Below are 26,573 nucleotides of genomic sequence, written 5' to 3'. Positions count from 1 at the left end.
CCCATGCCGACACCGTACGGCGAGTGGCCGTCGCCGGTCGCCCCGGAGGACGTCGCCGCCGACGTCAGGTCGTTCGCGTCCGTCGAGACCGACGGAGACCACGTCTACTGGATCGAACGCCGCCCGTCCGAGGGCGGTCGCGGCGTCGTCTGTCGCGCCCCGGTCGACGACCGCGGCGCCGATCCGACAGAAGTGACGTCGGAGGAACTCGACGTGCGCACGCTCGTCCACCAGTACGGGGGCGGCGACGTGCTCGTCGCGGACGGGACGGTGCTCGCGGCGAGCATGGACGACCAGCGGCTCTACCGACTGCCCGCGGACGGGAGCGCTGCCGGGGGCGACGCGGAACCGACCCCGGTCACGCCGGAGCCGCCGGAGCCGATGGCCCACCGTTACGCCGACATGCGGCTCGCTCCGGACGGGGAGACGGTCTATGCCGTCCGCGAGCGTCACGTCGGACCCGGCACCGACGAGGAGCCCCAGAACGAGCTGGTCCGCTTCCCGCTGTCACCCGACCCGGCTCCGGAGACCGGCATCTCGGACCCGGTCGTCGTCGCGGACGGGCACGACTTCTACGCGGCGCCGCGGCCGGCCCCGGGCGGGGACCGGATCGCGTACCTGCGGTGGGATCACCCGAACATGCCGTGGGATGGGACCGAACTCGTCGTCGGCGCGGTCAACGAGACGGGCGACATCCGCGACGAGCGCGTCGTCGCGGGCGGCGCCGACGAGTCGGTCGTCTCGCCGAAGTGGTCGCCCGACGGCGTCCTCCACGCGGCGGCCGACCCCACCGGCTGGTGGAACCTCTATCGGTTCCCGGTCGCGTCCGGGACCGAGGAGGGGGAGCGCGGAGCCGGCGTCGCGCTCCCGACGACATCGGACGCGGAGGTCCTCCGCGAGATGCCGGCGGCGTTCGGCGTGCCGATGTGGACCCTCGGCGTGTCGACGTTCGCGTTCCTCGGCGACGGGCGGATCGCCACGCTGGTCACCGAGGGCGGCGACCCGAGCCTGCGCCTGCTCGATCCGGAGACGGGCGACCTCGTCGACCCGGGCCTCCCGTACAGCTCCTTCCGTCCGGCCTCGGTCCGGTCCGACGGCGACCGTGTCGTCTTCGCCGGTCACCGGACGGACGCGCCGAGCGCGGTCGTCGCGTGGCGACCGGGGTCGGCGGGGACCGGAGCAACTCGGCTCCGCGAGTCGACGGAGGACGCGCTCGACGCTGCGTACGTCTCGGAGCCGGAGTCGATCGCCTTCCCGACCGGCGACGCGGTCGGCGCCGACGACGCGACCGCGTACGGCCACTACTACCCGCCCCACAACCCCGACGTCGAAGCGCCGGCCGACGCGGCGCCGCCGCTCCTCGTCAGGGTCCACGGCGGGCCGACGAGTCGGTCCGAGGCGTCGCTGTCGTCGACGGTCCAGTTCTGGACGACCCGCGGCGTCGGGGTGCTCACAGTGAACTACCGGGGGTCGACGGGGTACGGCCGCGCCTTCCGCGAGTCGCTGAAGGGGGAGTGGGGCGTCCGCGACGTCCTCGACTGCGTCAACGCCGCCCGGTACGCCGCCGACGAGGGGTTCGCCGACCCGGACCGGCTGGCGATCTCGGGCGGGAGCGCGGGCGGGTTCGCGGTACTCGCCGCGCTCGCGTTCCACGACACGTTCGACGCGGGCGCGAGCTACTACGGCGTCGCCGACCTCCGCGCGCTGGCGGCGGAGACCCACAAGTTCGAGTCGCGCTACCTCGACGGGCTCGTCGGCCCGCTCCCCGAGGCCGACGACGTCTACGAGGCGCGGTCGCCGGTCGCGCACGCCGAGGGGATCACCGCGCCACTGCTGCTGTTACAGGGCGGCGAGGACGAGGTGGTCCCGCCCGCGCAGGCCGAGGCGATGATCGACGCCCTCGTCGCGAACGAGACGCCGTACGCGTACGTGGAGTTCCCGGAGGAGCGCCACGGGTTCCGCGACGCCGACAACGTCGCCCGGGCGCACGCCGCCGAACTCGCGTTCTACGGCGCGGCGTTCGACTTCGACCCGGCCGGCAGCGTCGCCGACCTCGACCTCCTCGTCGGCGAACGGCCGGAGTGAGTCGCCGGCGACGCCGGGATCAGTCGGCGGATTCGGACCGCTCCCCGTCGGCCCCTCGCTGGCGCTCGGGCAGCGGTCCGTCGTAGCCGTCCGGGACGTACGGGCAGAGCGGGTCGCTGTCGGTCGGATCGCCCGTGACGGCGTAGGCTCGCGACCGACTCCCGCCGCAGACGTGGCGGAACTCGCAGGCGCCGCACTTCCCCGAGAAGCCGTCCGGGTCGCGGAGCGACTCGAAGAGGTCGGCGTTCCGGTAGACGTCGACGGCCGACCGCTCGCGGACGTGCCCCGCCGACTCGGGCAGGAACCCGGACGGGTACACCTCACCGGTGTGGCCGACGAACCCGAAGCCGCGCCCGGCCGTGACCCCGCCCCGTCGGTCGGCCTCCGCGTCGGCGCTGCCGGCCTCGGCGCGCTGGATCCCGACACGTCGGTAGAACGGGGCCTCAGTGGTCTTGACGCCGCACCGCTCCTCCTCCGACACCTCGTGGAGCCACGCCATCGCCGCCTCGGCGCGCTCGGGGGAGACCGGGTCGAGGACGCGGCCGCGACCCACCGGAACGAGGAAGAAGACGCTCCAGAGGACGGCGCCGAGGTCGCGGACGCGGTCGCGGATCGCGGGGAGGTCCTCGACCGTGTCCGCGCAGACGGTAGTGTTGATTTGGAGCGGGATCCCGGCGTCGCGGGCGGCGCGCGCGGCCGCGACGGTGTCCGCGAAGCTCTCCTCGCCGCGGAACGCGTCGTGGCGCTCGCGGGTCGACCCGTCGAGGCTGAGCGCCATGCGGGCGATCCCCGCGTCGCCGAGGTCGCTGACGCGCTCGGGCGTGAGCGACCGGGTTCCGCTCGGCGTGATCGTCATCCGGAGGCCGAGGTCGTCGCCGTGCGCGACCAGCTCCGTGAGGTCGTCGCGCGCGAGCGGGTCGCCCCCGGAGAGGACGACCAGCTGTCCGTCGCCGAACGCGGCGGCGTCCGCCAGCAGCCGCTTCCCCTCAGCGGTCGTCAGCTCGTCGGGGTGTCGCTGCGGCCGCGCGTTAGCCCGGCAGTGGCGGCACGCGAGCCCGCAGGCCTGCGTGACCTCCCAAACGAGGACCAGCGGCCGCCGGTCCGTGTCGAGGTCGTCGAACATCGCTCACGTCCGGCTACGACCCGGACCCGTTTGGGGTCGTTCCCGAACGTGTTCACCGGACGTAACGGCGAGCGACGGCGGGAGAGACGCGTCGGATCGACAACTGCGATGCGGGATTTAAATACACGTGAGCGACCCCGACAATCGATTATAGATGACAGAGTGGTCGGCGCGTGCCTGCGCGCGGCCGCCGCAGGCGGCCGCGAGGAGCACGCGCGAGGGAGTCGGCCGACCGAAGGGAGGGCGACGAGGCTGGGGAGGCGTGAGGCTGCGGCGCTGTGCGGTCGGGTGGGACTCAAACGGGCAGTCGCCGGCGGCTTCGCCGCCTGCTGCCAGTGGCGCGTCGCGCCACGCTGCCGCGAGGGCGAAGCCTGACGACGTACGCACCGCAGTGAGTGGAGCGAACGAGCGAGCCATGCGAGCCGTCGCTGTCGGGATTTGTATCATTCGTCGTTGGAATACCGCCATGGTTGTTCGTACTGTACTCGACTGAGCGAGCGATAACCCTGCTCACGAGCCCCGGGGTCTGGATCGCCTGTGCCGCGATTTGGACGGTTATGTCACTCTCACGCGTACTGGCGGATTCGAAGTAACTCAGGTCGCGTCGCCTTCGCCGGACCGCTCCCTCGCGTCGGTCTGATCGCCCTCCCCCGCTCGCTCGTCCGAAACGGTCCACTCGCCCTCGCCCGACCAGATCGCCGTGACGACCGCGGTGGGCGCGTCGGTCCCGACCGCGGCGTAGGCGTACCAGCGGTCGTCGAGCCGCGGGAAGAGGGACTGCGGCGTTCGGTCGTTGTACTGGACCAACACGTCATGACCGCCGAGCGGCTCGGCGCGTTCGAGCGTCTCGCGCAAGGTTGCGGCGGCGCGAGGTCCCGCGCGTCGAGCCCTCCACCGCCGCCGACTCGTCGGGCTCGGAACTCATATCCGGTGGTACGGACCCGATCTCTGGGTCCGTTCCGCCGAACATGTTCCGACGCCGACCGCGGAGCCGAAGCTACTTCCACGCCGGCGTCGAAGCCTCCGGCATGGCACAGGCACGTCTCCGCGTGACGATCCCGGACGGTCCGTGGGTCGGCGAGGTCTCGCGTGAGTTCCCCGAGGCGCGGTTCCAGGTGTTGACCGCGACGCCGGACGACGGCGCGGGGTTCGCGCTGGTCCGGATCACCGCGGACGAAACGGACCCGATCCTCGACGCGATCGACGACCACGAGACGATCACCCACTCGTCGGTGATGGCCGCGGACGACGGGATGGTCACCGTTCAGGTCGAGGCGCTCGTCCCCCTGCTACAGACGGTCGCCCGCCGGGCGGGCGTCCCCATCGAGATGCCGGTCGAGATCCGCGACGGCGTCGCGCGCGTCGACGTGACGGGTAATCACGAGCGCGTCGCGGAGTTCGGCGACGCCCTCCGCGACGTGGGCGCGGCGTTCGAGGTCGAGTACGTCCAACAGCGGATCAACCCCGGCGGGTCGCTCACGGAGCGCCAGCGCGAGGTCCTCTTCGAGGCGGTCGACCGCGGCTACTACGACGTGCCCCGAGAGACGACGCTCACCGAGGTGGCTGACCATGTCGGCATCGCGAAGTCCACGTGTAGCGAGGTGCTCCAGCGCGTCGAGCGCACGATCGTCCGGGAGTTCGTCGACGACCTCCCGCGCCGCCCCCTCGACTTCGAATCGCCGGAGGAGGACGGTATCGAGCGGATCCAGTAGCGGCGATCGAAAAAGTCCGACCGGTCGCCGCGCCCGGTCTCGCCTCGCGCCAGAGCCGACGGCGACGGACCAACTGCCCCGCGACGGCGGCTTGGACCACGCACCACGCGACGAGCGACGCCGCCAGTGTGACCGTCGAGAGCCCGCTCCCGGCGAGGGCGACGGTGAACCCGCCGCCGTCGGTCGCCCCGAGCCCGCTCAACACGAACACCCGGAAGGACTCACCGGATTCGACAGCACCAGCGCCGACAGCGCGGCGTCCGGCGGCTCGGTCGCCGCGACGGTTCCGAGCGCGAGCAGGTCGTGGACCAGCACGAACCAGACACACACCAGCAGCGCCGCGCCGAGACCGGATTCCGCCTCCGGACGCGAGCGGTCAGCCCCTCAGGCGAGCCACAGCAGGCGCACGTTGCTCGCGGTGAGGTACGTCCCCGTGAGCGTGAGCAGCACCGGCGGGAAGTAGTAGAGGAGCCCGTCGCCCTCGCGCGCGCCCTCGACGCTGATCCAGAGCATCACGAGGTAGACGGCGATCTTCAGCGCGACGAGCCCGGAGAGCCCGAACGACTCCAGGGCGAACCGCACGACCGGGTTCGCCTCCTCGATCGTCGGGACGTACCGGAGGAAGGCGACGGTCGACACGATGTCGCCGACGCCGTACGTCGCCGTCGCCGCGATCCACAGCCAGTAGAACTCGTTGGGGCGCCGGCGGTAGGCGAGGCGACGCCGAGACCGATCGCGGGATCGAACCACGGGCGAAACTGTCGGGCGGCGAACGTGAATGTGCCGATCCGCTGGGGCCGGCGCGCGCTTTGCGGACGGAGACCGACCGGCGTCCGGCCGACTTAATAGGGATCGCGCCGTCTCGGCGGCCGTGACGGGGCCGTCGACCCGCGACGAGAAGCTGGAGCTCGGCGTCGAGCTGCTGGCGCACCTCGAACGCGAGGAGCTCGACCTCGCCGCGGCGGTCGACCGGATCGAGACGATCACGACGAGCCCGGCGCTCACCCGCGACATCCTCGACGCCGCGGAGAAGCGCGGCGTCATCGACCGCGAGGGCGCTCGGCTCCGGGTCAACACCGGCGGCGCCTACGTCGAGTACGAGCGCCAGGTCGTCGCGCGCGAGGGCGACTTCGAGTGTCGGCGCTGCGGCGCCTCGGTCTCGACGGGCCACTTCGTCGAACTTGACGCGGGCGAACTCGGCCCGTTCGGCTCCTCGTGCGTCCGCAAGGTTACGGGCCGAGAGTCGGAGTCGGCGTCGGACGCGGCGTGAGGGCGGCGCCGAGAGCGGCCTCCGGCCGGTCGAGCGTCCACCGCGCTCTCCCGCCGCCCGAGCGTCGACCGAACTCGCCGGAGTATTTACGTCCGCGCCCGAAGCGACGGCAATGACCGCGCCGAACCGGAACGCCCTGTGGGCGAACGCGCTCGTCGACGAGCTCGTCGCCGCGGGCGTCGACGCCGTCGTCGCCTCGCCGGGCAGCCGCTCGACGCCGCTGACCGTCGCCGCCGCGGGCCACGAGGATCTCCGCGTGTTCTCGCAGCTCGACGAGCGCTCCGCCGCGTACTTCGCGCTCGGGCGCGCCCGTCGGACCGGCCGCGTGACGCCGCTGATCTGTACCTCCGGCACCGCCGCCGCCAACTACCACCCGGCCGTGATGGAGGCGAGCGAGGCCCGCGTCCCGCTGCTCGCGCTCACCGCCGACCGGCCGCCCGAACTGCGCGACTCCGGCGCGAACCAGACCGCGGATCAAGAGAAGCTGTACGGCGACGGGGTTCGATTTTATAAAGACCTCCCGGAGCCGGCCGCAAACGATCGGGTCCTCCGGTCGCTGCGCACGACGGTCGCCCGCGCCGTCGCGACGGCAGAAGGGGCCGACCCGGGCCCGGTCCACCTCAACGTCCCGTTTAAGAAGCCGCTGGAGCCGACGCCGGTCCCGGGCGACGTGCCCGACGACCTGCCGGAGGCGGCCGAGCGCGGGCGCGACGGCCCCTACGTCGACGTGACTCACGGGGCCCCCGAACCGGGCGACGACAAACTCCGGGCGCTCGCGACCGCGCTCGGGGAGGCGGACCGCGGCCTGATCGTCGCCGGCCCCGCCGACCCGCCGGGGATCGACCCGGAGTCGGTCACGGCGCTCGCGCACGCCACCGGGTTCCCCGTGCTGGCCGACCCACTTTCCGGACTCCGGTACGGCGGTCACACGCGCGTCGCGCCCGTGATCGGCGCCTACGACGCGTACCTCTCGGCCGACCTCGCGGACGGCGGAAGCGACGCGGGCGACGCCGCCGCGGCGGGCGACGCGTGGGCCGACCCCGACCTCGTCCTTCGGTTGGGTGCCTCGCCGACCTCCAAGCGGCTCCGGAAGTACCTCGCCGCGACCGGCGCCGACCAGTACCAGGTCGACCCCGCCGGCCGCTGGCGCGAGGCCGAGTTCGCCGCGACCGACCTCGTCGTCGCCGAGCCGAGCCGGCTCTGCGCCCGACTCTCGCGGCTCGTCGGCGGCGGGAGCGGAGACCAAGGCTGGCGCGCGCAGTGGGAGGAGGCCGACCGGGTCGCGGAAGCGGTTCACGCCCGCGAGGCCGACGCGCTTGACGGCGAGGGGGGCGGCGAGGAAGACGCGGAGCCCGCTGCCGACGAGGGTGACGCCGGGTTCCACGAAGGGGACGCGCTCCGCGCGGTCGCCGGGGCGCTCCCCGATCCGGCGACGCTGTTCGTCTCCAACTCGATGCCCGTCCGCGACCTCGACCGGTTCGTCGGGCCGACGACCGCGAACGTCACCGCGCTCGGTAACCGCGGCGTCTCCGGCATCGACGGGATCGTCTCCAGCGCGCTCGGCGCGGGGAGCGGGACGACCGACGACCTCACGCTCGTCGTCGGCGACCTCGCCCTCTACCACGACTCGAACGGGCTGCTCGCGGTCGACCGGTGCGACGTCGACGTCACGGTCGTCGCGGTCAACAACGACGGCGGCGGCATCTTTCACAAGCTCCCGATCGAGGAGTTCGAGCCGCCGTTCACCGAGTCGTTCAAGACGCCGCACGGGCTCGACTTCGGGTCGCTTGCGGAGCTCCACGGCCTCGAACACGTCCGGATCGATGCCCGGCCCGACGCGCACGCCGACCGCGGCGACACCCCTGCGGAGCGCGCGGATGTCGTCGGTGAGGACCTCGCCGCCGCCGTCAGCCGGGCCCACGAGGCGACGGGCTCGCACCTGATCGAGGTCGACACGGACGCGGCGGCCAGCCACCGGACGCGCGAGCGCTTGGCGGCCGCGGTCGACGCCGCGGTCCACGGCGGCGCGGCGGGCGAGGCGGACGAGTAGGGTCAGGGGCGCGTCGAGATCGGCCCGTCGCCGCGGCTCTCGCCGAGCGCGACCCCGGCGTACGCGACGACCGCGAACTGGATCCCGACGCCGAGGCTCGCGCCGAGGGCGAAGACGGCGGTGGCGACCGGGCCGCGCTCCGGACCGAGGTACCAGAGGACGGCGGCCGAGCCGAGCAGGAACGCGGCGGTCGCGCTCGCGCCCGTCGCCAGCGCGGTCGACGCCGCGGAGGCGTCCGCGTCGCGCAGTCCCGCGAGGAAAGCGACGCCGAACAGGAGCCCGTACACCAGCAAAAACGCCGTGAACCGGGCGCTCAGGAGGTACGTCGAGAGCGCCTCGGTCGACGGCAGCGAGACCGACGACTCGAGCAGTATCGGCGCGAGGCGCCTGATGCCACTGACCGCGAGCGCGACGACCGCGGCGACGACGGGGGGGAGGGCTGCCGTGCGCATGCCCGAGAGGCGACGCCGAGTTCACTTATAAAATCCGATTCGAGGGGGTATCGGGCCCGACGAAGCTCATAAGCCTCGGCTTCGCGTACCGCTCGGCGTGCAGGTCGTCGGCTACGAGACGGACATCGCGCGCGACTCGGCCGAGCCGGGGGCGGACGGCGCTCAGACGGTCGAGACGAGCGGCCCGATCGGCGGCGGACTCTACGTCGCGAGCGGCGGGAGCGTCGAGTACGTGGACGCGAGCCCGGGCACCGAACTCGCGTTCGGGCTCGGCGAGCGCCGCTGCGCGGGAACGGTCCACGATGGCGACCACGTCGCCTGCGACGCCGCGGACGCACCGTACTGCGACGACCACTCGGGGGTCTGGGTGTGTGCCCGGTGTACCGGGACGTGTCTGAAAGACGAGATGGACTGCCACGAGACGCACGCGATGTACCTCGCGGCGTTCGCGCCGGACGTACTGAAGGTCGGCGTCACCCGCGAGTGGCGGCTCGGGACCCGCCTCCGGGAGCAGGGCGCGGACCGCGCGGCCCACATCCGGACGTTCCCGAACGGCCGGATCGCGCGCGAGGTCGAGGCGGAACTGGCCGCTGGGGACGACCTCGTCGACCGCGTCCGCGTCCCGACGAAGCTAGACGGGTTCGGGCGCGCGGTCGACGAGGCGGCGTGGGAGGCGCTCCTCGACCGGTTCAATCCGATAGCGCGGTTCGACTTCGACTACGGGCTCGGCCTCGACGACCGGCCCGTCGCCGAGACGATGGCGGCGGGGACCGTCCGCGGCTGGAAGGGGCGGGTGATCGTACTCGACCGCGGCGGCTCCACGTACGCCGTCGACGCGCGCGACCTCGTCGGCTACGAGCTGACCGACGCCGTCCCGGAGCGCGAACTCCAGTCCAGCCTCGGGGCGTTCGGCGGATGACGGGCGGCGCTCTCGCGGTCCTCTTCGGCGACCCGTTCGCGGTGATGAACACGGTCGGGCTCGTCGCGTTCGCGCTGGTCGGCGCGAGCAAGGCGGTCCGCGAGGAGTTCGACCTCTTCGGCGTCGCCGTCGTCGGGCTGGCGATGGCGTTCGCCGGCGGCGTCACCCGCGACCTCCTCGTCGCGCGCGTCCCCCTCGCGCTGCGCTCGCCGACGGAGATACTCCTAGGGCTGATCGGCGTCGCCCTCGCCGTCGGGCTGAGCGCGTGGCTCGCCTCGCCCGACGAGCACCCGGTGACGGTCGTCGCGGACGCGGTCGGGCTCGCCGCGTTCGCCACCGCCGGCGCCATCGTCGCGACGGACGCCGGGGTGTCCGCGTTCGGCGTCGTCGCCGTCGCGACGATAAACGCCGTCGGCGGCGGCGCGCTCGCCGACATCCTCCTCGACCGCTCGCCGTTCATCCTCTTCGAAGACTTCTACGCGAGCTGCGCCGTGTTGGGCGGCGCGACGTACTGGGCCGTCGGCACGCTCGGCGGGCCCGCGGGACTGGCCGCTGCGGCGTGCGCGGCGGTGACGGTCGGCCTCCGACTCGTCGCCGTCGCCCGCGGCTGGCGGCTCCCGACAGCGAAGCGGTTCGGCGATCGCTTCGCCGACTGATCGATTCGGGGGGCGGGCCGCACAACGGGCCGAGCCCGAAGCGATCCGCCCCCTCAGCGTCCGAGCCCGTCGACCGAGACGACGCGGCGGACGCCGAGGTACGCCGCCGCGGCGATGGCGGCGTACGCAACCACGAGGACGCCCGTCGTCGCGCCCGCGCTATCGATCGCCAATCTGGCGACCGCGTTCGCGGGGCCGCCCGCCATCGCCGTCGCGCCGCCGAACAGCACGAGGACCGCGACCGAGTAGAGCAGCTGCGCCGCCCGCCGGTCGGGCGCGACCGCCGCGATGCCCACCGCGACGGCGACGACCAGCGTCGTCAGCGCGGTCATCAGCGCCAAGATCGGGCCGACGTTCGCGACCGCGGTGCCGTTCGCCTCCAACAGCAGGAGCCACAGCAGCGCCTGCGCGGGGGCGATCCCGATCGCCGCGGCCGCCTTCCCGTCGACGATCTCGGCGAGCGTCACGGGCGCGACCCGGAGCAGCTCCATGGTCCCTTGATCCAACTCCTCGGTGATCGAGTCGACGACGAGCGAGCCCGAGATGAACACCGGGAGGAAGACTAAGAGCGGGATCAACACGGTGTAAGTGAAGGTGAAGTACGGGCTAGTGTCGCTCCGGTCGGGCAGGGGCAGCGGCGACTCCTCCAGGTACGAGGCGCGGCGCTCACGCTCGTTCAGCTCGTAGGTTCGCAGCAGCTCGCGCAGCTGTACCACGATCACGGTCGTCTCAACGGTGGCGTCCGGGGCGGTGACGGCGGCGGACACCCGCCCCGACTCCGTGCGAGTTGCGACCACCACCGCGTCGGCCGCGTTCCGCTCGAAGGCGCTTCGCGCGGCGTCAGCGTCGTCGTAGGGCGTGACCGAGGCGCCGGGGACCTCGCTCGCGGCGCGCTCTAGGTCGTCGACCGCGTCGCCCGCGGCCGCGACTTCGATCTGCGCGCCGTCGAGCGCGCCCGGGTCGTACATCGAGACGAGCCCGACGACGAGGAACGACGAGAACGCGGCGATGAACAGCTGGATCCCGATCGCCAACAGGATCGTCTTCTCGGCGCGGAGCCCCGCGAGCTCCCGGCCGGCGATCGTCACGCGGCTATCCAAGGCTCACCACCCCGACGTTGTACGCGGCGTGCCCCAGCGTGGCCAGCGTCAGCGTCAGGGCGTAGGCGGTCCGGCCCCTCCTCGCGCCGAGGCTGGCCGCGCTCGTCGCGGTCACGTGGAGGACGAGCGGGGCGAAGAACAGCGCCACGAGCGCGATCGGCGGCAGCCCGGAGAGCCCGGCCACGTCGGCGAACGCGGCGCGGCCGAGGAAGAGCTCGGTGAGCCCGACCGCTTGGACGACCGCCGTGGCCTTCTCCGCGAGGAAGAAGCCGGTCCCGGACGCGACGCCGACCGCGAGCGCGACGCGGTCGCTCCGCTCGAAGACGCCGCGCTCGAACCCGGCGTACAGGGCGACGCTCTTCGCGACCTCCTCGATGAACGCGATCGTCACGAGCAACACCGGGATCGACACGGTGACTGGCAGCGCGAACAGCACCGCGACGGCCAGAAGCTCCGCGACGAACACGAAGGGAATCGTACAGGCGGTGAGGAACGCGACCGAACCGAGCGCGCGGAGCCGCTCGCGGTCGAAGAGCGCGCCCCCGACGCCGCCGGGTCCGCCGCCGGTCCGCACCGCCGAGAGCCGGACCGCGAGCGCGTCGAGGAATTTCCGCGTCACGGGCTTCTGGGAGAACATGTCCTCCTCGCGGTAGACGCCGAGCCCGAGGCCGAAAAGCAGAGTCGCCCCGACCGCCATCGGCGCGGTCGAAAAGAGAACTTGGCCCGCCGACACCGCCTCGCCCTGAAGGTCGAAGACAACGAGGGTCAGTGGCGAGACGAGCGCGACGGGCGTCACGTTCGTGAAGATGGCCGGGACGAACGCGTAGGTCGTCAGGAGGACGCTCACGCCAACCGTGACGAAGGTGAGTTCCTTGAACGACCGCGCGAACATCGCGCCGACGAAGGTGGCCCCGAGGAACGTCGCCGCGACGGGCGCCACCGCCACCACGGAGAGCGGTCCGCCGCCGATCACGAGCGCGATGAGGGTCGTGACGACCGCGGCGGCCGCCGCGTACGGAAGCGTCTTGCCCGCGACGATCTCCGCCGGCGCGAGCGGCGTGACGAGCAGTGGTTCTCCGCGACGGTTCGTCCGCTCGTCGAGGATAGAGGAGCCGTACGCCTGTATCAGGAAGTTCATCGGTACGAGGAAGGCGAACGCCAAGAGCAGCGAGGTGAACGGGAACGGCGGCGTGATCGAGGCGGGCGAACCGGTCGTGTCCGCGCCGAACGCCCCGCCGCCGATCGACGGGATCGCGAAGCCGCCCTCCCCGTCCGATCCCGTCTTGCCGCCACCAGAGCCCGGGTCGGCGGTTCCGCCCGCTCCCGAGTCGGGAGCGGACCCGCCGCCGGACTCCCCGTCGGTCGACGCGTCTCCGGAGGAACCGTCGCCCGAGTCGGCCCCACCGGAGTCGCCGGCGGAGTCCGCGTCCGACCCGGAACCGCTCGTCTCCGTGCCGTCGCCCTCCGTTCCGCCGTCGGCCGCGGTGCCGCCGTCGTCCCCGTCGCTCGCGCTGCCGCCGCCCGGATCGCCCGTCCGACTGCCGTCGCTCCCGCCGAGCGTCGCGCCGTCGTCGAACCCGGTCGTCCTGCCGACGTACCGGAGCGTAACGGTGACCGGGAACGCCGCGGTCCGGTTCGGCTCGGCGCGCAGCAGCCGCTCGTTGTGCGCCTCGACCGCCTCGCGAACCGACGCGGCGGCCGCCTCGCCCTTCCGCGTGTCGGTCGCGCGGACGACGACCGAGTCGACGTCCGGCGGATCGATCGCCCCGTCGTCGACGGAACCGGGCCGCACCACGGTCACCACCACCGCGTCGGCGGAGTCGCCGAGCGACGCGGTCTCGGCCGGGACCGGTCGCAGCGACGCTTCCTCCTCGATCGCCTCCGCGTACGGCGAGCCGGCGTCGACGCCGACCCGGTACACGTCTTGGTCGACGTCGAGGCCGGCGACGCCGGTGGCCACGCCGACCCCGACGACGCCGCCGGCGACGAGAAGCAGGGCGACGCCCGCGGCGAGCGTCCGGCGGTCGACGCCGCCGGACGCCCGCGCCGACTCCCACTTGGCGACGCGAAGCACTCGGCGGCCGGCGACGGCGAGCCGTCGACCGAGGCGACGCAGCCGGTCGGTCACTCGGTGGCCTCCGTCGCGGTCGCCGCCGTCTCCCGCTCTGCTCCGTCGGTCGATCGGTCGTTTTCCGGCCCGTCAGGCTCTTGCCCGTCGACCTCGCCGTCGTCGAGCCCGTCGCCGGTGTAGCGGCCGGGCATCGGCCGGCCGACGATGTCGAGGAACACGTCCTCCAAGCTCGGCTCGCGGCTCCGGATGTCGACGACCTCGCCGCCGGCGTCGGCGGCAGCCTCGCGGACGGCCGCGACCGCGTCCATGCTCGGGACCGCCGTGCGGTACCGGTCGCCGACCTCCTCGGGCGTCGCGTCGAGGTCGTCGAGGGGCGGCGTCGCGGTCGGCTCGACGTCAGTGAACACGCGGTAGGTCGTCTCGCCGTGTCGCTCGCGGATCCCGTCGACGCTCCCGCGGGCGACGATCCGCCCCTCGTTCATCACCACGACGCGGTCGCAGACCGACTCGACGTGGTAGAGGTTGTGCGCGGAGAAGACGACGGTCTTCCCCGTCTCGCGGAGTTCGCGGGTGAACGCCAGCACGGAGTTGGTCGTCACCGGGTCGAGCCCGGACGCGGGCTCGTCGTACACCAGCACGTCCGGGTCGTTGACCAGCGAGCGCGCGATTGCGACCTTGCGTTTCATTCCCTTCGAGACGTCGCCGAGGCGACGCTCCCGGTGGTCGAGTTCCAGCCGGTCGAGCGCGGCCTCGATCCGCTCGTCGGCGACTTCCCGGGGTACGTCGTAGAGGTCGGCGAAGAAGCGGAGGTACGACCGCGCGGTCATCTCCTCGTACAGCGGCGAATCCTCGGGCAGGAACCCGAGGTGGCGACGCATCTCGGGGTCCGAGGCGTCGAACCCGGCGACGGTCACCTCGCCGTCGGTCGGTTCGACGAGACCGGCGATCACCTTCAGCGTCGTCGTCTTGCCGGCCCCGTTCGGGCCGACGATCCCGAACCCCTCGCCGTCGTCGACGGAGAAGTCGCTGTCGACGACGGCCGCGAAGTCACCGTAGGTCTTCCGCAGCCCCGACACCTCGATCATGCCTGCGCCTCCGCCGGCGCGTGGGTTAAAGCCACGCCCGCGGTTATCGGCCCCGAGAACGCGGCGACGGCGAGGACACCGGAGGGCGAGCGAGCGCGACAAATGACGGTCGGCCGAGCCCCCGACTCCGTTCGGTAGCCGATCGCTCCGTCCGGTAGTCCGTCACTCCGTGTAAGGTTTCTCGACGTTCCCGTCGCCGCTGATGTACGCGTTCATCCGACGGGTGATCCCGTCGAACAGCGTACTGAGCGGCGAGAGGACGCGCTCGACGAGTCGGATCGGCGACGAAGGCCGGGACGGGCCGGCCCGACGAGAGAAAACGGTCGACTCGCGCTACTCTTCCTCCTCTTCCTCGACCGGTCCTCGCCCTCGTTCCCAGACCGCGTCCGCGGAGGTGTCGTTCGGTGCTGTATGCGAGACGTCTTTCATGGTGTCGCGATCGCTTGCCATATTGACTCCCAATACCCCGGACCTCTGTATTAACCCTTCGTGGAAAGAGATAATGAGTCCTCATACCATATAAGGTATTAATATGGTCTTGTGCCACGATAGCGCAAAAAGTGGACGAATTGCGTATTGCCTCTGTTTTATGCCCCAGGTATCGGATGTGCGTTCGGATCTGAGCGGAGGATCACAGCGATGAGGGACGCCGCCGCCGGAGGACGCGACGTGTTGGGAGATTCCGATCGCGACAGCGAAACCGCGGTGGTCCGAGAGGGGACGACGCTCGCGGTCGGCCGCGACATCGATGCCCCGCCTGAGCGGACCGCGACGGCGCTCCGCGACACGCGACGGTGGCCCGACTGGAGCCCGTCCGTGGGGGGCGTGGAGAGCACCGATCGGTACGTCGAGAGCGGGACGACCGGACGGGTCCGGGTCGCGGACGCTTGGGTTCCGTTCCGGGTGACGGCCGCGACGCGCCTCCGCTGGGACTGGCGGGTCGCCGGGGTTCCGGCCACGGGCCACCGGGTCGACCGCTATCCGGAGGATCCGGGTCGGTGTCGAGCGGTGATCGAAGTCCCGCTCGTCGCGGCCCCGTACGTCCCCGTCTGCCGACGCGCGCTCGACAAGTTCGCGGCGCTCGTCGAGGGAGGGTGATCCGGGCGGCGCCCGTGCCTCAGTTCTCGTAACCCGCTTCGAAGGGGTCGATGACCTCGCCGCCGGGCTCGTCCTCGTCGCGGGTGACTCCCGGCCCTCGCGTCGCGAGTTCGAAGACGAGCCCGTCGGGGTCGGTGAAGTAGACGCTCTTGAAGTAGGTCCGGTCTTTCACCTCGGAGACGCGGACGTCGTGGGCCTCGAGGTGTTCCCTCCACTCGCGGAGCGTCGCCTCGTCCTTGACGCCGAACGCGAAGTGGTGGCTCGCGCCCGGGCCGGGCGTCCCCTGCGAGTTCGGGTACTCGAAGTAGGTGACGTTGGTGCCCGGCTCGCCCTCCGGAGTCGACGAGAAGTAGTAGTGCGGCGTCCCGGGGTCGTCGTAGTTCTGCGTCCGCTTGACCGTGTGCCAGCCGAGCACGTCCTCGTAGAACGCCGCGGTCTCCTCGATGTCGGTACAGATGTTCGTGACGTGGTGGAGTCCCGTCGTCGGCGGCGCGTCGGTCATGGTCCGCGTGATCGGTCGTCGGGAGAGTAGTTAGTCGTACTGGGGGTCCGAAACGCGGATACGCCAGTCGCCGGACGATTCGGTTGGGGGTCAGTTCGGTCAGTCGGTTCGAACGGCGCTCAGAACAGCCCGACGCCGACCGCGTACGGCCACGCGGCCCCGCCGACGGCGAGCAACGCCAGCGCGGCGCCGGCGCCGTAGACGTTCTTTAGGAAGCTCGTCATCTCGTTCTGCCGCTCTTCGGGGTCGTCCACCGACCAGAAGTCGTGCATCGTCACGGCGGAGACGAGGAGGAAGAACGCGAGCGAGCCCCCGGCGAGGACCGGGAACGCGCCCGCGGCGACGGCGAGTCCGCCGAGGACGAGGACGGCGCCCGAGGCGATCACCGAGAACTGCGGCGCGGGGAGGCCCTTGAACTCGGCGTAGCCGGCCATCGTCTCGAGGTCGGTGAAGTGGTTGAGCCCCATGAACGCGAGCGTCGCGCCGAACAGGATCCGGCCGAGCAGGAAGAGTTCGCCCGCGAGGGGTGTGTCGAACTGGAGCGGTAACGTCGCGGTTTCAGCTAACATCGTGTAACCTGCTATACGGACGTAACCTATTTATCGCTTCCCGGACAATAGAGTTAGTAGGTAACACCGATGTCATCACAGGACCTTTCCGCGGCGGAGTCGGCGGAGACGGCGGATTCGGGGGCTGAAGCGGCTGGCGAGGTGACGGCGCCCGAGACCCCATGCCCCGTCATCGACTCCATCGAACAGATCGGCTCGCAGTGGCGGCTCGTCGTCCTCCACGAGCTGTTGAACGGCGAGGCGCGGTTCAACGAGCTCAAGCGCGAGACCGACGCGAACGCCCGGACGCTCTCGCGCGTGCTCGACGACCTCCAAGAGACGGGCTTCGTCGACCGCCGGTTAGAGGAGGACGCGCCGGTGGCGACGTACTACAGCCTGACCGCGAAAGGCGAGTCGCTCGCCCCCGTCTTCGAGGAGATCGACGAGTGGGCCCAGGAGTGGCTCGCCGAGTGCGACGCGTAAGCGTGCGTTAGCAGGAGTGGATTTCGTTTATAAACAGACATCCGTTCCCAGGCTGTTTGTTTATAAACTACCAACAGCGAATCGTCGATGAAGGCCTCCAAAGCCCCAGCCGCGAGGGCGGCGCACGCTCGCTGCGCTCCTCGGTCGCTCGCGCTGCTCGCTCCCTGCGGTGCTTGCGTCGCCTGCGCCGCCCTCGCGACTGCCCCTTTGAGTCCCGCCCCGTACAGCACCGCAGCCTCACACCTCCCCAGCCTCGTCGGCCGGCCTCCGCTTCGCTCCGGCCCGCCGACTCCCTCGCGCGTGCTCCTCGCGTCCGTTGGACGCTCGGAGGCACGCGCCACCGCCTCACAAATCGATGAGCGGCGCTGGCAGGCTCATCGGTCTGTAAATCGTGCCGCCGCGTCGCGCAGCCGCTGCGTCGCTCTCACACGTACTTTCGCGCGAACGCGTACAGGTCCGGGATGATGTACGCTACCCCGCCCACCGCGAGAGCGATCACGAGCGGGACCCCCCATGGGGTGTACCCGTCGAGTCGTATCGACCACCTGAGCAGCCCGGCGGCCTCCACGAGCGGCGGCACGAGGTACACGCTCGCACCGACCGCCGCGGCCGCCGGCGCGTGGACCGCCGCGACCCGATAGCCGTAGGCGCTGCCGGCGATGAGGGCGAGGCCGAGAGCGATCACGAAGGCGGCGTAGATGAGCGCGCCGAACCCGCCGAGCGGACCCGGTCCGTAGAGCGTGAACTCGTAGACGCGCTCGTCCGCGAACACGTAGTACAGGCCTCCCTCCTCGGGAGCCTCCTCGATGTCGATCCCGGTGTCTCCCGGAGCGACGTCCAATCCCGAGGGAACCGGTTTCGAGATCGAGACGCTGCCGTCGTCGGAGTCCGCCGCCACCGTGAAGAAGCGCTGTCCCCGTTCGGAGAGGTCCTCGTATTCGAAGGCGAACCCCTCGCAGTCGGCGAACGCGACGCTGACGTCTCCGGAGTCGGCGTCGTCCGTCGGGAAGAAACACGCCAGTTCGCCGCCGTCCCTGACGAAGTTCCAAGCCCCCGACCGGAACTCGGACGGGAGGTCGTCGACGGCGACCTCGTCGCGATCGCCGGCAGCCTTGACGGAGGCTTCACCGCGATCAGAGCCGGCGTCGACGACGTCCCGCGCCGCCCCGGAGAGGTCCGCGTAGCGGTGGACTTCGCTGTCCGTTCGATCCACCGAGTACGTAACCGGGGCCGGGTCCGTCGCGCCCGCGACAGCGCCGGTGACGACCCCGACTCCGACGACGAACAGGCAGAGGGCCGCGAGGAGTTCGGGTGACGGGCGATTCATCACCTGTTCCGATCCTCCGACGGCGTATGTGTTTTGTGTGACCTCGATTCGGCGACAGCGCTCCCGGCGCGGGCGGAAAGTGCTTCGCCGCCGAAACGCACACCATTCTCCGGCGCGTACGTGACGCCGTGTACGCCGGACTGAAGAACACTCCCTGTTGCCTGTGCGGCCGGGACGACACCCACACCCGGATCGCCGTGCCGCCGCGGGCGCTCCGGCTCATGGAGAACGGCGAGCCGATCGCGTGGCGCGACGTGGTCGGCACCGTGACGCTCCGCTTCTGCGCCGACGACTGGGACCTCGTGAGCGACCTCGCCGTCGAGATGGACGCGCACCCGCTCTCGCGGTGTAACGCGGCGCACGTCTCCCTCGACCTCCGCGAGGACCACGAGGCGCTGCTGTCGGCGACGAAGGCCGAGACGGACCAGACGGAACTGGAGACGCGACTGGCATCCGAGGCCGAGGCGACGCTCGACGCGGTCGACGATCCCTACACAGAGGAGCGCGACGTGGTCGAGGCGATCCTGGTGTTGCGCGCGTTAGAGGAGCTCGGCGTCCGGGAGCCCCCCGGCGACGCCGCCGCGCTGGCGCGCGACGACTGAGACGGTCGGGCGGCGCCGACGCCCGCTCACCGCCTGACCTCGAACCCGTCTTCCCCCTCCGGCGCGCCGTACTCGGCGTCCACGTCGCCGACCTCGGCGGCCCGGCTCCCGGTCTCACACCACGCCACCATGTCGCGAACGGCTCCCTCCGGACCCTCGAAGACGGCCTCGACCCGGCCGTCGTCGAGGTTCCGCACCCAGCCGTCGACGCCCTTCTCGCGGGCGGCGTCGCGGGTGCTCGCCCGGTAGTAGACGCCTTGGACGCGGCCCGAGACGAACACGTGCGCTCGAACGCGGTCGGTCATCGGTCGGTGGTGCGGCGCGCTGCCTGTTAAACGACCCGCCCGCGACCGACCGGCCGCCGACCGACCCGCGCCCGCAACCGACGCCTACTAACTCCCGCGCGCCGACGTGGGCGACATGGACCTGTTCGGAACCGCCGGGATCCGCGGCGGCGTCGAGGACCGCGTCACCCCGTCGCTCGCGCTCGCCGTCGGGCGGGCCGTGGGCGCCGAGATCCGATCGCGTACCGACGATTCGACCGCCGCGTCGACGCCCGAGCCGACGGTCGTCCTCGCCCGCGACGGGCGGGTGACCGGCCCGGCGCTCGCGGCCGCGATGGAGGCCGGTCTCTCCGCCGGCGGCGTCGCCGTCCGCCGCGCCGGGCAGCTCCCGACCCCGGCGCTCGCGTACGCCTCGCGGGGGCGCTACGGCGTGATGCTCACCGCGTCCCACAATCCGCCGACGGACAACGGGATCAAGCTGTTCCGCGACGGGACGGAGTTCGACCGCGACGCTGAGCGCGCCGTCGAGTCGCGGGTCGTCGACGAGGAGCCGGTCGCTCCGTGGGACGAGTGGACCGAGCCGACTCGAACCGACCCGCTCGGCGACTACCTCGCCGCCGTCCGCGAGTACGCCGCGGGGTTCGGCGCGCCCCTCGACGGGCTCCGGGTCGCGGTCGACTGCGGAAACGGGATGAGCGCGCCCGCGACGCCGACCGTCCTCCGCGAACTCGGCGCCGACGTGGTCACGCTCAACGGGAACGTCGACGGGCACTTCCCCGGCCGCGGGAGCAAGCCGACCCCGGAGACGCTCGCCGACCTGCGCGCGTTCGTCGCCGACGCCAACGAGGGCGTCGAGGACCCCGGACGGCCGGCCGACGACGGGAGGGGAGCGGGAGGCGACGGCGACGCGGACGAGACCGAGGGGTACGCCTTCGGTATCGGTCACGACGGCGACGCCGACCGGATCGTGATCGTCGACGCGGACGGCGAGGTCGTCCACGAGGACACGGTGCTCGCGGTGCTCGCGGAGCGGTACACCCGCGCGAGCGACGCCGCTGACCCCGTCGTCGTGACGACGCCGAACGCCTCCGGTCGGATCGACGAACGCGTCCGCGACGCCGGCGGGCGCGTCGAGCGCGTCCGGCTCGGCGCGCTCCACGAGGGGATCGCCGCGGTCCGGGAGGACGCCAGCGCGGCCGGCGCCCTCGGCGAGGCCGGCACGGTCGGCGAGGCGGGCGCCGCGGGAGAGGTGGGCGCTGACACGCGCGTCGTCTTCGCGGCCGAACCGTGGAAGCACATCCACGTCGCGTTCGGCGGCTGGATCGACGGCGTGACCTCCGCGGCGGTGCTCGCGCGCCTCGTCGCCGACGAGGGGCTCAACGCGCTCCGCGGCCCGGTGACCGAGCGCCCGTACCGAAAGGTGAGCGTGGCCTGTCCCGACGACGCGAAGGAGCCGGCGATGGACCGGTTGGCGACGGCGTTGCCGGACGCGTTCCCCGACGCCGCGGTGGACACCGACCACGGCGTCCGCCTGGAGTTCGACGACGCCTCGTGGACGCTGGTTCGGCCCTCCGGCACCGAGCCGTACGTCCGCGTGTACGCCGAGAGCGACGACGTCGACGCCCTCGTCGCCGAGGTCGAAGCCGTGGTCGAGGACGCGGTCGCGGACGCGTAGGGCCGGCCGGTCCGACCGCCGACGCCCCGTCGCGGACGCGTAGGGCCGGCCGGTCCGACCGCCGACGCCCCGTCGCGGACGCGTAGGGCCGGCCGGTCCGACCGCCGACGCCCCGTCGCGGACGCGTCGGCGACCCCGCGTCACCCCGTTCGGAACCGTGAGAGATTCGGGTTCGTGGATCAGACGGCGGCGATCGGGCGACTGATACCCCGGAATCGGGCCGCTTCTCTCCACGAACGTGCCACCTCGACACCGCGAGAACGACGAATTTATGCCGCGTTCCGACGGGGGTACGAGTGAGATGGCATCCGACTTCGATCGGCGGCGGTTCATCAAGGCGGCAAGCGCAGCGGGCCTCGTCGGCCTCGCCGGGTGTAGCGGCGGCCCGAGCGGTGACGGGGGCGACGGGGGCGACGGCGACGTGCCGGCGCGGATCGGCATCGTTTATTCCGACGGCGGACTGGGGGACAACTCGTTCAACGACGCGGCCCAGCAGGGGATCTTCCAGGCGGAAGAGGAGTTCGGCATCGCGTACGACGAGTCGGAGCCCGACGGCGCCGGCGAGTTCGAGCAGTTCCAGCAGCAGTACGCCGGCTCGACCGACCCGGCCTACGACCTGGTCTGTACGATCGGGTTCAATCAGGGCGACTCGCTCTCGCAGACCGCGCCCGAGTACCCCGACCAGGACTTCATGATCGTCGACACCGTCGTCGACGAACCGAACGTCGCGAACTACCTGTTCCGCGAGCACGAGGGCTCGTTCCTGATGGGCGTGCTCGCCGGCCGCCTGACCGAGACCGAGTTCTCGGCCGGCGCCGGCGAGACGGACCCGGACTCGACGACCGTCGGGTTCGTCGGCGGCGTCGACAGCCCCGTCATCCGCCGGTTCCAGGCCGGGTTCGAGGCCGGCGTCGACTACGCGACCGACGACGTCGACGTCACCACGAGCTACGTCGGCAGCTACGCCGACCCCACCGGCGGGCAGGAGGCGGCGCTGTCGATGTACCAGAGCGGCGCGGACGTCGTCTACCACGCCTCGGGCGCGACGGGCGTCGGCGTGTTCCAAGCCGCACAGGAGGAGGGGCGGTTCGCCTTCGGCGTCGACCAGGACCAGTCGGTCTCCAACGAGTCGTTCTCGGACGTCATCCTGGCGTCGATGGTGAAACGCGTCGACACCGCGGTGTACGAGTCGATCTCGAACGCCATCGACGACAATCACCAGGGCGGGTCGACCACCGCGCTCGGCTTGGAGTCCAACGGCGTCGAGTGCGTCTACGGGCAGGAGATCGGCGACCAGGTCCCAGACGAGATCGCGACCGCCGTGGCCGACGCGCGCGACGAGATCATCGCCGGGAACATCGAGGTCCCGGAGACGACGAGCAACTGAACGCGGCGCCGCCGACTCGGAACCGAACCCCGCCGGCGGAATTTTTTTGCTTCCGGTCGGGCGACGGAGTGTCCCTCGTTCCGGTCGGACGACGAACAGGACCGGGCGCAGTAGCTCGGAATCCGGGCGCTTTTAGGCTCCGGCGCGGAGTTACGGGTGAATGAACCCGGCGGTCCACTTGGACGGTATCACGAAGCGATTCCCCGGGGTCGTCGCGAACGACGACGTCGATCTCGCGGTGGAGCGCGGGAGCGTCCACGCCCTCCTCGGCGAGAACGGGGCCGGCAAGACCACGCTGATGAACGTCCTGTACGGTCTCTACCGGCCGACCGAGGGGACCGTCCGGCTCGACGGCGAGCCGCGGTCGTTCGACTCGCCGCGGGACGCGATCGACGCGGGCGTCGGCATGATCCACCAACACTTCATGCTCGTCGACCCGATGACGGTGTGGGAGAACGTCGTCTTAGGCAACGAGCCGACGACTTGGGGCGGACTCCGCGTCGACAGGGAGGCGGCGCGGGAGGCCGTCGTCGAACTGAGCGAGCGGTACGGCTTCGACGTGGACCCGGACGCGACGATCGCGGACATCTCGGTCGGAGAGCAGCAGCGCGTCGAGATCCTGAAGGCGTTGTACCGCGGCGCCGAGGTGCTCATCATGGACGAGCCGACCGCGGTGCTGACGCCGCAGGAGGTCGAGGAGCTGTACGGCGTCTTCGAAGAGCTCACCGAACAGGGGAAGACGATCATCTTCATCTCGCACAAGCTCGGCGAGGCGCTGTCGGCGGCCGACGACATCACCGTCCTCCGCGACGGGGTCAACGTGGGCACCGTCGCCGCGGCCGACGTGACGCGCGAGGAGCTCGCGGAGCTGATGGTCGGCCGGGAGGTGCTGATGGACCCCGCCACGTCGCCCCGAGAGACGGGCGAGCGCGTGCTGGAGGTGACCGACCTGTGCGTCGAGGACGACCGGGGCGTCGAGGCGGTCTCGGACCTGTCCTTCGAGCTCCGGGGCGGGGAGATCCTGGGGATCGCGGGCGTCGACGGCAACGGACAGTCACAGCTCGCCGAGGCGATCACGGGTCTGCGCGAGACGGCGTCCGGGGAGATCCGCTACCGCGGCGAGTCGATGGTCGGGCAGACCCGCCGCGACCGGATCGACCGTGGGATGGCGTTCATCCCCGAAGACCGACAGGAGCGCGGCCTGGTGATGTCATACGACCTCACCGAAAACGGGGTCCTGGGGAGCCAACACGACCCGCCGTTCGCGCGCGGCGGAAGGCTCGACTGGGGCGCGGCGCAGGACCACGCCGAGTCCGTCATCGAGCAGTACGACGTCCGGCCGCCGGACGCCGACGCGGAGGCCGAGTCGCTGTCGGGAGGGAACCAGCAGAAGTTCATCGTCGGGCGGGAGTTCGAGCGCGACCCTGAGCTGGTCGTCGCCGCCCACCCCACCCGCGGCGTCGACATCGGCTCCACGGAGTTCCTCCACGACCGGCTGCTCGAACTGCGCGCCGAGGGGAAGGCGGTCCTGCTCGTCTCCTCGAAGCTCGACGAGGTACAGGGGCTCTCCGACCGGCTCGCGGTGATTCACGAAGGAGAGTTCACCGGAGTCGTCGACCCCGCGACCGTGACCGAAGAGGAGATCGGGCTGCTGATGGCGGGCGAGTCGCTCGACGACGACTCGGTCGAACGGGCGGCGATCCACGACGCCGGCGGCGCGCCGGACGAGGTCGACGGCGGGGCGGCCGACGACGAGGGGGTGGACGCGTGAGCGATTCGGCGCCCGACGGGGACCGTACGGAGTCCCTCCTCGCCCGCGTGGTCGCCCCGTTCGTCGACCGGAGCGTCGCCGAGCGGCTCGTCATCAGCGTCGCCGCGATCCTCCTCTCGATCGTCGTCGGCTTCGCGCTCGTGCTCGTCTCCGGCCGGATCGCACAGTGTTCGACCGCGGCGTGGACGATGCCGCTCACCGGGATCGGCTTCTGTTACGACCCGATCGAGGTGTACGTCGTGCTGTTCAACGGCGCGCTCGGGTACCCGTTCGCCGTCGGCGACCCCGGGCTGTTCAACCCCGCGTGGACGCCGTTCAACCTCTCGTTCGGTCTGACGCTCTCGGAGACGACGCTCCTGATCTTCACCGGGCTCTCCGTCGCCGTCGCCTTCCGCGCCGGCCTGTTCAACATCGGCACGCAGGGGCAGCTCGTCGTCGGGGCGCTCTCGACCGCCCTCTCGGTCCTCGCGCTCGCGCCCCTGCTCCCGGCCGGCCCGGTCGCCGGTGCCGTGCTGATCGTCGTCGGGACCGCGGCGGGCGCGGTCGGCGGCGGACTCTGGGGCGCGATACCCGGCGCGCTCAAGGCGTACGCCGACGCCAACGAGGTGATCACGACGATCATGCTCAACTTCGTCGCCGCGAACGTCGCGTACGTGCTCGTGTTGGAGGTGTTCCGCGCCGAGGGCTCCTCGGTGGTCGCCACCCGCTACGTCCCAGAATATGCGCAGTTCCCGTCGGTGCTGTTCCCCCCGTCCACCGACTTCGCGCTGCTCGCGCTGGCAGGGGGCATCGCCTTCATCGGCGCGCTCTACTACTTCGTCGAGCACACGTCGCTCGGGTACGACCTCCGGACGAGTGGCGTCCAGGCGGCCGCGGCCGAGTACGGCGGTGTGAACGCGAAGCTCACGACCGTGCGGGCGATGACGTTGTCCGGCGCGCTCGGCGGTATCGGCGGCGCGGTGTGGGTGCTGATGTCCGAGGGGCGGTGGATGGCCTCGATCCCGGACCTCGGCTTCGACGGGATCACCGTCTCGATCCTGGCCGGGAACAACCCGATCGGCGTGCTGCCGGCGGCGTTCCTCTTCGGGGTCCTGAAGGGCGGCGCCTTGGAGATTGGCTTCCGGACCGACGTTCCCACGGAGCTCGTCGCCGTGCTGCGCGGGCTCATCATCCTGTTCGTCGCGATGCCGGAGTTCTTCCGGATGATCGGTCGATACACCGGCGTCGGGGGGACCGCGGGCGGCCCGGGCGGCGCGGCGTCGGCGGAGTCAGATGCCTCCGCCGGCGGCGACGGGGGTGAAGCCGATGCGTAACCCGCTCTCGCCGGCGTCGCTCCTCGAAGGCGCGAGCGAGTCGGGGTACGTCCGTTCGCTTATCGCCGGCACGGTCGGAATGCTCGCGCTGCTCGGCGTGTCCGGGCTCGCGTTCCCCGACTCCGTGGCGGGCGACCTCGCGGGTATCGTCTTCTCGACGAGTACCGCCACGTCGACGGCGCGGCTCGCGGCGCCCATCGTGCTCGCCGGACTCGGCGGCATCTTCGCCGAGAAGTCCGGCGTCATCAACATTGGCCTAGAGGGACTCCTCATCATCTCGGCGTTCGTGTCGGTGTACGCCGCGTCGGTCGTCGGCGTGGGCAACGCCGTCCTCGGCGTCCCGGCGCTCGCGATCGCGTTCCTCGCCGGCATCGCGGCGTCGACGTTCCTGTCGGCGGTGTTCGCGGTGGTCTGTATCGAGTTCAAGGCCGACCAGATCATCGCCGGGCTGGCCGTCTGGCTCATCGCGTTGGGACTCGCGCCGTTCCTGTCGACCGTGTTCTTCGGCGGCGTCAACACGCCGAACCTCGGCGTGAGCGTCGGCTGGCAGTACTCGGCGACGATGGTGGTTTTCGCGACCGCCGGCTCGTGGTGGCTGTTGAACAAGACCGCGTTCGGCAAACACCTCCGCGCGGCGGGCGAGAACCCGAAGGCGCTCGACACGGTCGGCGTCTCCGTCTCGCAGGTGCGCTACGCCGGGGTGCTGCTCTCGGGCGTCCTCTCCGGAGTGGGCGGCTCGGCGCTGGCGCTGTCCATCGGGCAGTTCGTCGGCTCCGGCGAGACGATGGTCCAGGGCAAGGGGTTCATCGCCATCGTCGCGTACCTGTTCGGCAACTACAATCCGCTCGGGACGCTCGGCGCGGGCGCGCTGTTCGCCGGCCTCGACGCGATACAGATCCGGCTCCAGCAGCTCGGGTACGCGATCCCGGACACGCTGGTCCAGACCATCCCGTACGTCGTCGTGATCGTCGTCCTCACGCTGGTCGGCCGGACGCAGATCCCCGAGGCCGCGGGCGAACACTACGAGACCGAGGAGTAGCTCGCGCCCGCTGACGACCTC

At 71.6% G+C, this 26,573-nt stretch carries 26 protein-coding genes and 1 pseudogene; 14 read left to right on the top strand and 13 right to left on the bottom strand.

Annotation, left to right across the window (positions count from 1 at the left end; all coding sequences use genetic code 11):
* The first annotated feature begins 3 nt into the window (after nucleotides 1-3).
* The gene (locus B9H04_RS01320) at nucleotides 4-2,085 is read left to right on the top strand and encodes a S9 family peptidase (protein WP_049929666.1); all 2,082 of its coding nucleotides are present in this window, start codon (nucleotides 4-6) and stop codon (nucleotides 2,083-2,085) included.
* Nucleotides 2,086-2,104: 19 nt separating this feature from the next.
* On the opposite strand, the gene B9H04_RS01315 is transcribed toward B9H04_RS01320, so the two are convergent.
* Together B9H04_RS01315 and B9H04_RS01310 are read right to left on the bottom strand one after the other, a co-directional pair.
* Nucleotides 2,105-3,208 (bottom strand): radical SAM protein, encoded by a 1,104-nt coding sequence (locus tag B9H04_RS01315; protein WP_085682381.1) that lies wholly within the window; start codon nucleotides 3,206-3,208, stop codon nucleotides 2,105-2,107.
* A gap of 594 nt (nucleotides 3,209-3,802) precedes the next feature.
* Nucleotides 3,803-4,063, bottom strand: a complete 261-nt coding sequence (locus B9H04_RS01310; protein ID WP_233127215.1) for a hypothetical protein — start codon at nucleotides 4,061-4,063, stop codon at nucleotides 3,803-3,805.
* 173 nt (nucleotides 4,064-4,236) lie between these two features.
* Between B9H04_RS01310 and B9H04_RS01305 the strand changes: the two genes are divergently transcribed.
* Nucleotides 4,237-4,920: a helix-turn-helix domain-containing protein gene (locus B9H04_RS01305; protein ID WP_394296309.1), complete on the top strand. Its 684-nt coding sequence runs from the start codon at nucleotides 4,237-4,239 to the stop codon at nucleotides 4,918-4,920.
* Nucleotides 4,921-5,118: 198 nt separating this feature from the next.
* On the opposite strand, the gene B9H04_RS19385 is transcribed toward B9H04_RS01305, so the two are convergent.
* Nucleotides 5,119-5,250 carry a hypothetical protein gene (locus B9H04_RS19385; protein ID WP_255509788.1) on the bottom strand — a complete coding sequence of 44 codons (132 nt, stop codon included), beginning with the start codon at nucleotides 5,248-5,250 and terminating at the stop codon, nucleotides 5,119-5,121.
* Nucleotides 5,251-5,304: 54 nt separating this feature from the next.
* Nucleotides 5,305-5,670 carry a hypothetical protein gene (locus B9H04_RS01295; RefSeq protein ID WP_049929663.1) on the bottom strand — a complete coding sequence of 122 codons (366 nt, stop codon included), beginning with the start codon at nucleotides 5,668-5,670 and terminating at the stop codon, nucleotides 5,305-5,307.
* A gap of 121 nt (nucleotides 5,671-5,791) precedes the next feature.
* On the opposite strand from B9H04_RS01295, the gene B9H04_RS01290 reads away from it, so the two are divergent.
* Both B9H04_RS01290 and menD read left to right on the top strand, forming a co-directional pair.
* Entirely contained in the window at nucleotides 5,792-6,190 is a 399-nt protein-coding gene (locus tag B9H04_RS01290) for a DUF5830 family protein (RefSeq protein WP_049929662.1), read from the top strand.
* Between the two features lie 112 nt (nucleotides 6,191-6,302).
* Nucleotides 6,303-8,240, top strand: a complete 1,938-nt coding sequence (gene menD, locus B9H04_RS01285; protein ID WP_085682380.1) for a 2-succinyl-5-enolpyruvyl-6-hydroxy-3-cyclohexene-1-carboxylic-acid synthase — start codon at nucleotides 6,303-6,305, stop codon at nucleotides 8,238-8,240.
* 2 nt (nucleotides 8,241-8,242) lie between these two features.
* On the opposite strand, the gene B9H04_RS01280 is transcribed toward menD, so the two are convergent.
* On the bottom strand, nucleotides 8,243-8,692 hold the full coding sequence (locus B9H04_RS01280; RefSeq protein WP_049929660.1) for a hypothetical protein: 450 nt from the start codon (nucleotides 8,690-8,692) through the stop codon (nucleotides 8,243-8,245).
* 97 nt (nucleotides 8,693-8,789) lie between these two features.
* Here B9H04_RS01280 and B9H04_RS01275 point away from each other — a divergent pair, with 97 nt between their 5' ends.
* Complete coding sequence (locus B9H04_RS01275; RefSeq protein WP_211216850.1) at nucleotides 8,790-9,611, top strand: DUF2797 domain-containing protein; 822 nt, start codon at nucleotides 8,790-8,792, stop codon at nucleotides 9,609-9,611.
* Complete coding sequence (locus B9H04_RS01270; protein WP_049929659.1) at nucleotides 9,608-10,267, top strand: trimeric intracellular cation channel family protein; 660 nt, start codon at nucleotides 9,608-9,610, stop codon at nucleotides 10,265-10,267. The genes B9H04_RS01275 and B9H04_RS01270 overlap by 4 nt, the downstream gene beginning before the upstream one ends.
* 53 nt (nucleotides 10,268-10,320) lie before the next feature.
* On the opposite strand, the gene B9H04_RS01265 is transcribed toward B9H04_RS01270, so the two are convergent.
* The 4 genes and pseudogenes from B9H04_RS01265 to B9H04_RS19715 form a co-directional block, all read right to left on the bottom strand.
* Entirely contained in the window at nucleotides 10,321-11,367 is a 1,047-nt protein-coding gene (locus B9H04_RS01265) for an ABC transporter permease (RefSeq protein WP_049929658.1), read from the bottom strand.
* Nucleotides 11,360-13,495, bottom strand: coding sequence for an ABC transporter permease (locus B9H04_RS01260; protein ID WP_049929657.1), 2,136 nt, complete (start codon nucleotides 13,493-13,495; stop codon nucleotides 11,360-11,362). The genes B9H04_RS01265 and B9H04_RS01260 overlap by 8 nt, the downstream gene beginning before the upstream one ends.
* Nucleotides 13,492-14,523 (bottom strand): ABC transporter ATP-binding protein, encoded by a 1,032-nt coding sequence (locus B9H04_RS01255; RefSeq protein WP_085682379.1) that lies wholly within the window; start codon nucleotides 14,521-14,523, stop codon nucleotides 13,492-13,494. Before B9H04_RS01255 ends, B9H04_RS01260 begins: the two co-directional genes overlap by 4 nt.
* Before the next feature lie 162 nt (nucleotides 14,524-14,685).
* Nucleotides 14,686-14,817, bottom strand: a pseudogene (locus B9H04_RS19715) (CNNM domain-containing protein); the annotation flags it as partial.
* A 345-nt stretch (nucleotides 14,818-15,162) separates the two neighbouring features.
* Here B9H04_RS19715 and B9H04_RS01250 point away from each other — a divergent pair.
* Nucleotides 15,163-15,621, top strand: coding sequence for an SRPBCC family protein (locus B9H04_RS01250; protein ID WP_049929655.1), 459 nt, complete (start codon nucleotides 15,163-15,165; stop codon nucleotides 15,619-15,621).
* A 19-nt stretch (nucleotides 15,622-15,640) separates the two neighbouring features.
* Here the strand turns inward: B9H04_RS01250 and B9H04_RS01245 are convergent, their stop codons facing one another.
* Together B9H04_RS01245 and B9H04_RS01240 are read right to left on the bottom strand one after the other, a co-directional pair.
* On the bottom strand, nucleotides 15,641-16,123 hold the full coding sequence (locus tag B9H04_RS01245; protein ID WP_049929654.1) for a VOC family protein: 483 nt from the start codon (nucleotides 16,121-16,123) through the stop codon (nucleotides 15,641-15,643).
* Between the two features lie 119 nt (nucleotides 16,124-16,242).
* Entirely contained in the window at nucleotides 16,243-16,692 is a 450-nt protein-coding gene (locus B9H04_RS01240; protein WP_049929653.1) for a DoxX family protein, read from the bottom strand.
* A 69-nt stretch (nucleotides 16,693-16,761) separates the two neighbouring features.
* On the opposite strand from B9H04_RS01240, the gene B9H04_RS01235 reads away from it, so the two are divergent.
* A complete protein-coding gene (locus tag B9H04_RS01235) occupies nucleotides 16,762-17,154 on the top strand; it encodes a winged helix-turn-helix transcriptional regulator (protein WP_049929652.1) in 393 nt (130 codons plus the stop codon).
* A gap of 424 nt (nucleotides 17,155-17,578) precedes the next feature.
* On the opposite strand, the gene B9H04_RS01230 is transcribed toward B9H04_RS01235, so the two are convergent.
* Nucleotides 17,579-18,481 (bottom strand): hypothetical protein, encoded by a 903-nt coding sequence (locus tag B9H04_RS01230; protein ID WP_085682378.1) that lies wholly within the window; start codon nucleotides 18,479-18,481, stop codon nucleotides 17,579-17,581.
* Nucleotides 18,482-18,609: 128 nt separating this feature from the next.
* Between B9H04_RS01230 and B9H04_RS01225 the strand changes: the two genes are divergently transcribed.
* The gene (locus B9H04_RS01225; RefSeq protein WP_049929650.1) at nucleotides 18,610-19,083 is read left to right on the top strand and encodes a hypothetical protein; all 474 of its coding nucleotides are present in this window, start codon (nucleotides 18,610-18,612) and stop codon (nucleotides 19,081-19,083) included.
* Between the two features lie 26 nt (nucleotides 19,084-19,109).
* Here the strand turns inward: B9H04_RS01225 and B9H04_RS01220 are convergent, their stop codons facing one another.
* Nucleotides 19,110-19,388, bottom strand: coding sequence for an acylphosphatase (locus tag B9H04_RS01220; RefSeq protein ID WP_049929649.1), 279 nt, complete (start codon nucleotides 19,386-19,388; stop codon nucleotides 19,110-19,112).
* 115 nt (nucleotides 19,389-19,503) lie between these two features.
* On the opposite strand from B9H04_RS01220, the gene B9H04_RS01215 reads away from it, so the two are divergent.
* The 5 genes from B9H04_RS01215 to B9H04_RS01195 all read left to right on the top strand — a co-directional run bounded on the left by B9H04_RS01215 (nucleotide 19,504) and on the right by B9H04_RS01195 (nucleotide 26,552).
* A complete protein-coding gene (locus B9H04_RS01215; RefSeq protein WP_049929648.1) occupies nucleotides 19,504-21,042 on the top strand; it encodes a phosphohexomutase domain-containing protein in 1,539 nt (512 codons plus the stop codon).
* Between the two features lie 301 nt (nucleotides 21,043-21,343).
* Complete coding sequence (locus tag B9H04_RS01210; RefSeq protein WP_049929647.1) at nucleotides 21,344-22,429, top strand: BMP family lipoprotein; 1,086 nt, start codon at nucleotides 21,344-21,346, stop codon at nucleotides 22,427-22,429.
* A gap of 160 nt (nucleotides 22,430-22,589) precedes the next feature.
* Nucleotides 22,590-24,200 carry an ABC transporter ATP-binding protein gene (locus B9H04_RS01205; protein ID WP_049929646.1) on the top strand — a complete coding sequence of 537 codons (1,611 nt, stop codon included), beginning with the start codon at nucleotides 22,590-22,592 and terminating at the stop codon, nucleotides 24,198-24,200.
* Complete coding sequence (locus B9H04_RS01200) at nucleotides 24,197-25,513, top strand: ABC transporter permease (RefSeq protein ID WP_049929645.1); 1,317 nt, start codon at nucleotides 24,197-24,199, stop codon at nucleotides 25,511-25,513. Before B9H04_RS01205 ends, B9H04_RS01200 begins: the two co-directional genes overlap by 4 nt.
* Complete coding sequence (locus B9H04_RS01195) at nucleotides 25,506-26,552, top strand: ABC transporter permease (protein ID WP_085682377.1); 1,047 nt, start codon at nucleotides 25,506-25,508, stop codon at nucleotides 26,550-26,552. The genes B9H04_RS01200 and B9H04_RS01195 overlap by 8 nt, the downstream gene beginning before the upstream one ends.
* The last annotated feature ends 21 nt before the right edge of the window (nucleotides 26,553-26,573 follow it).

The organism is Halorubrum ezzemoulense DSM 17463 (assembly GCF_002114285.1).
Classification (GTDB): domain Archaea; phylum Halobacteriota; class Halobacteria; order Halobacteriales; family Haloferacaceae; genus Halorubrum; species Halorubrum ezzemoulense.
Note: the sequence above shows the minus strand (reverse complement) of the source record. Positions and strands in the feature narration are given on the sequence as shown.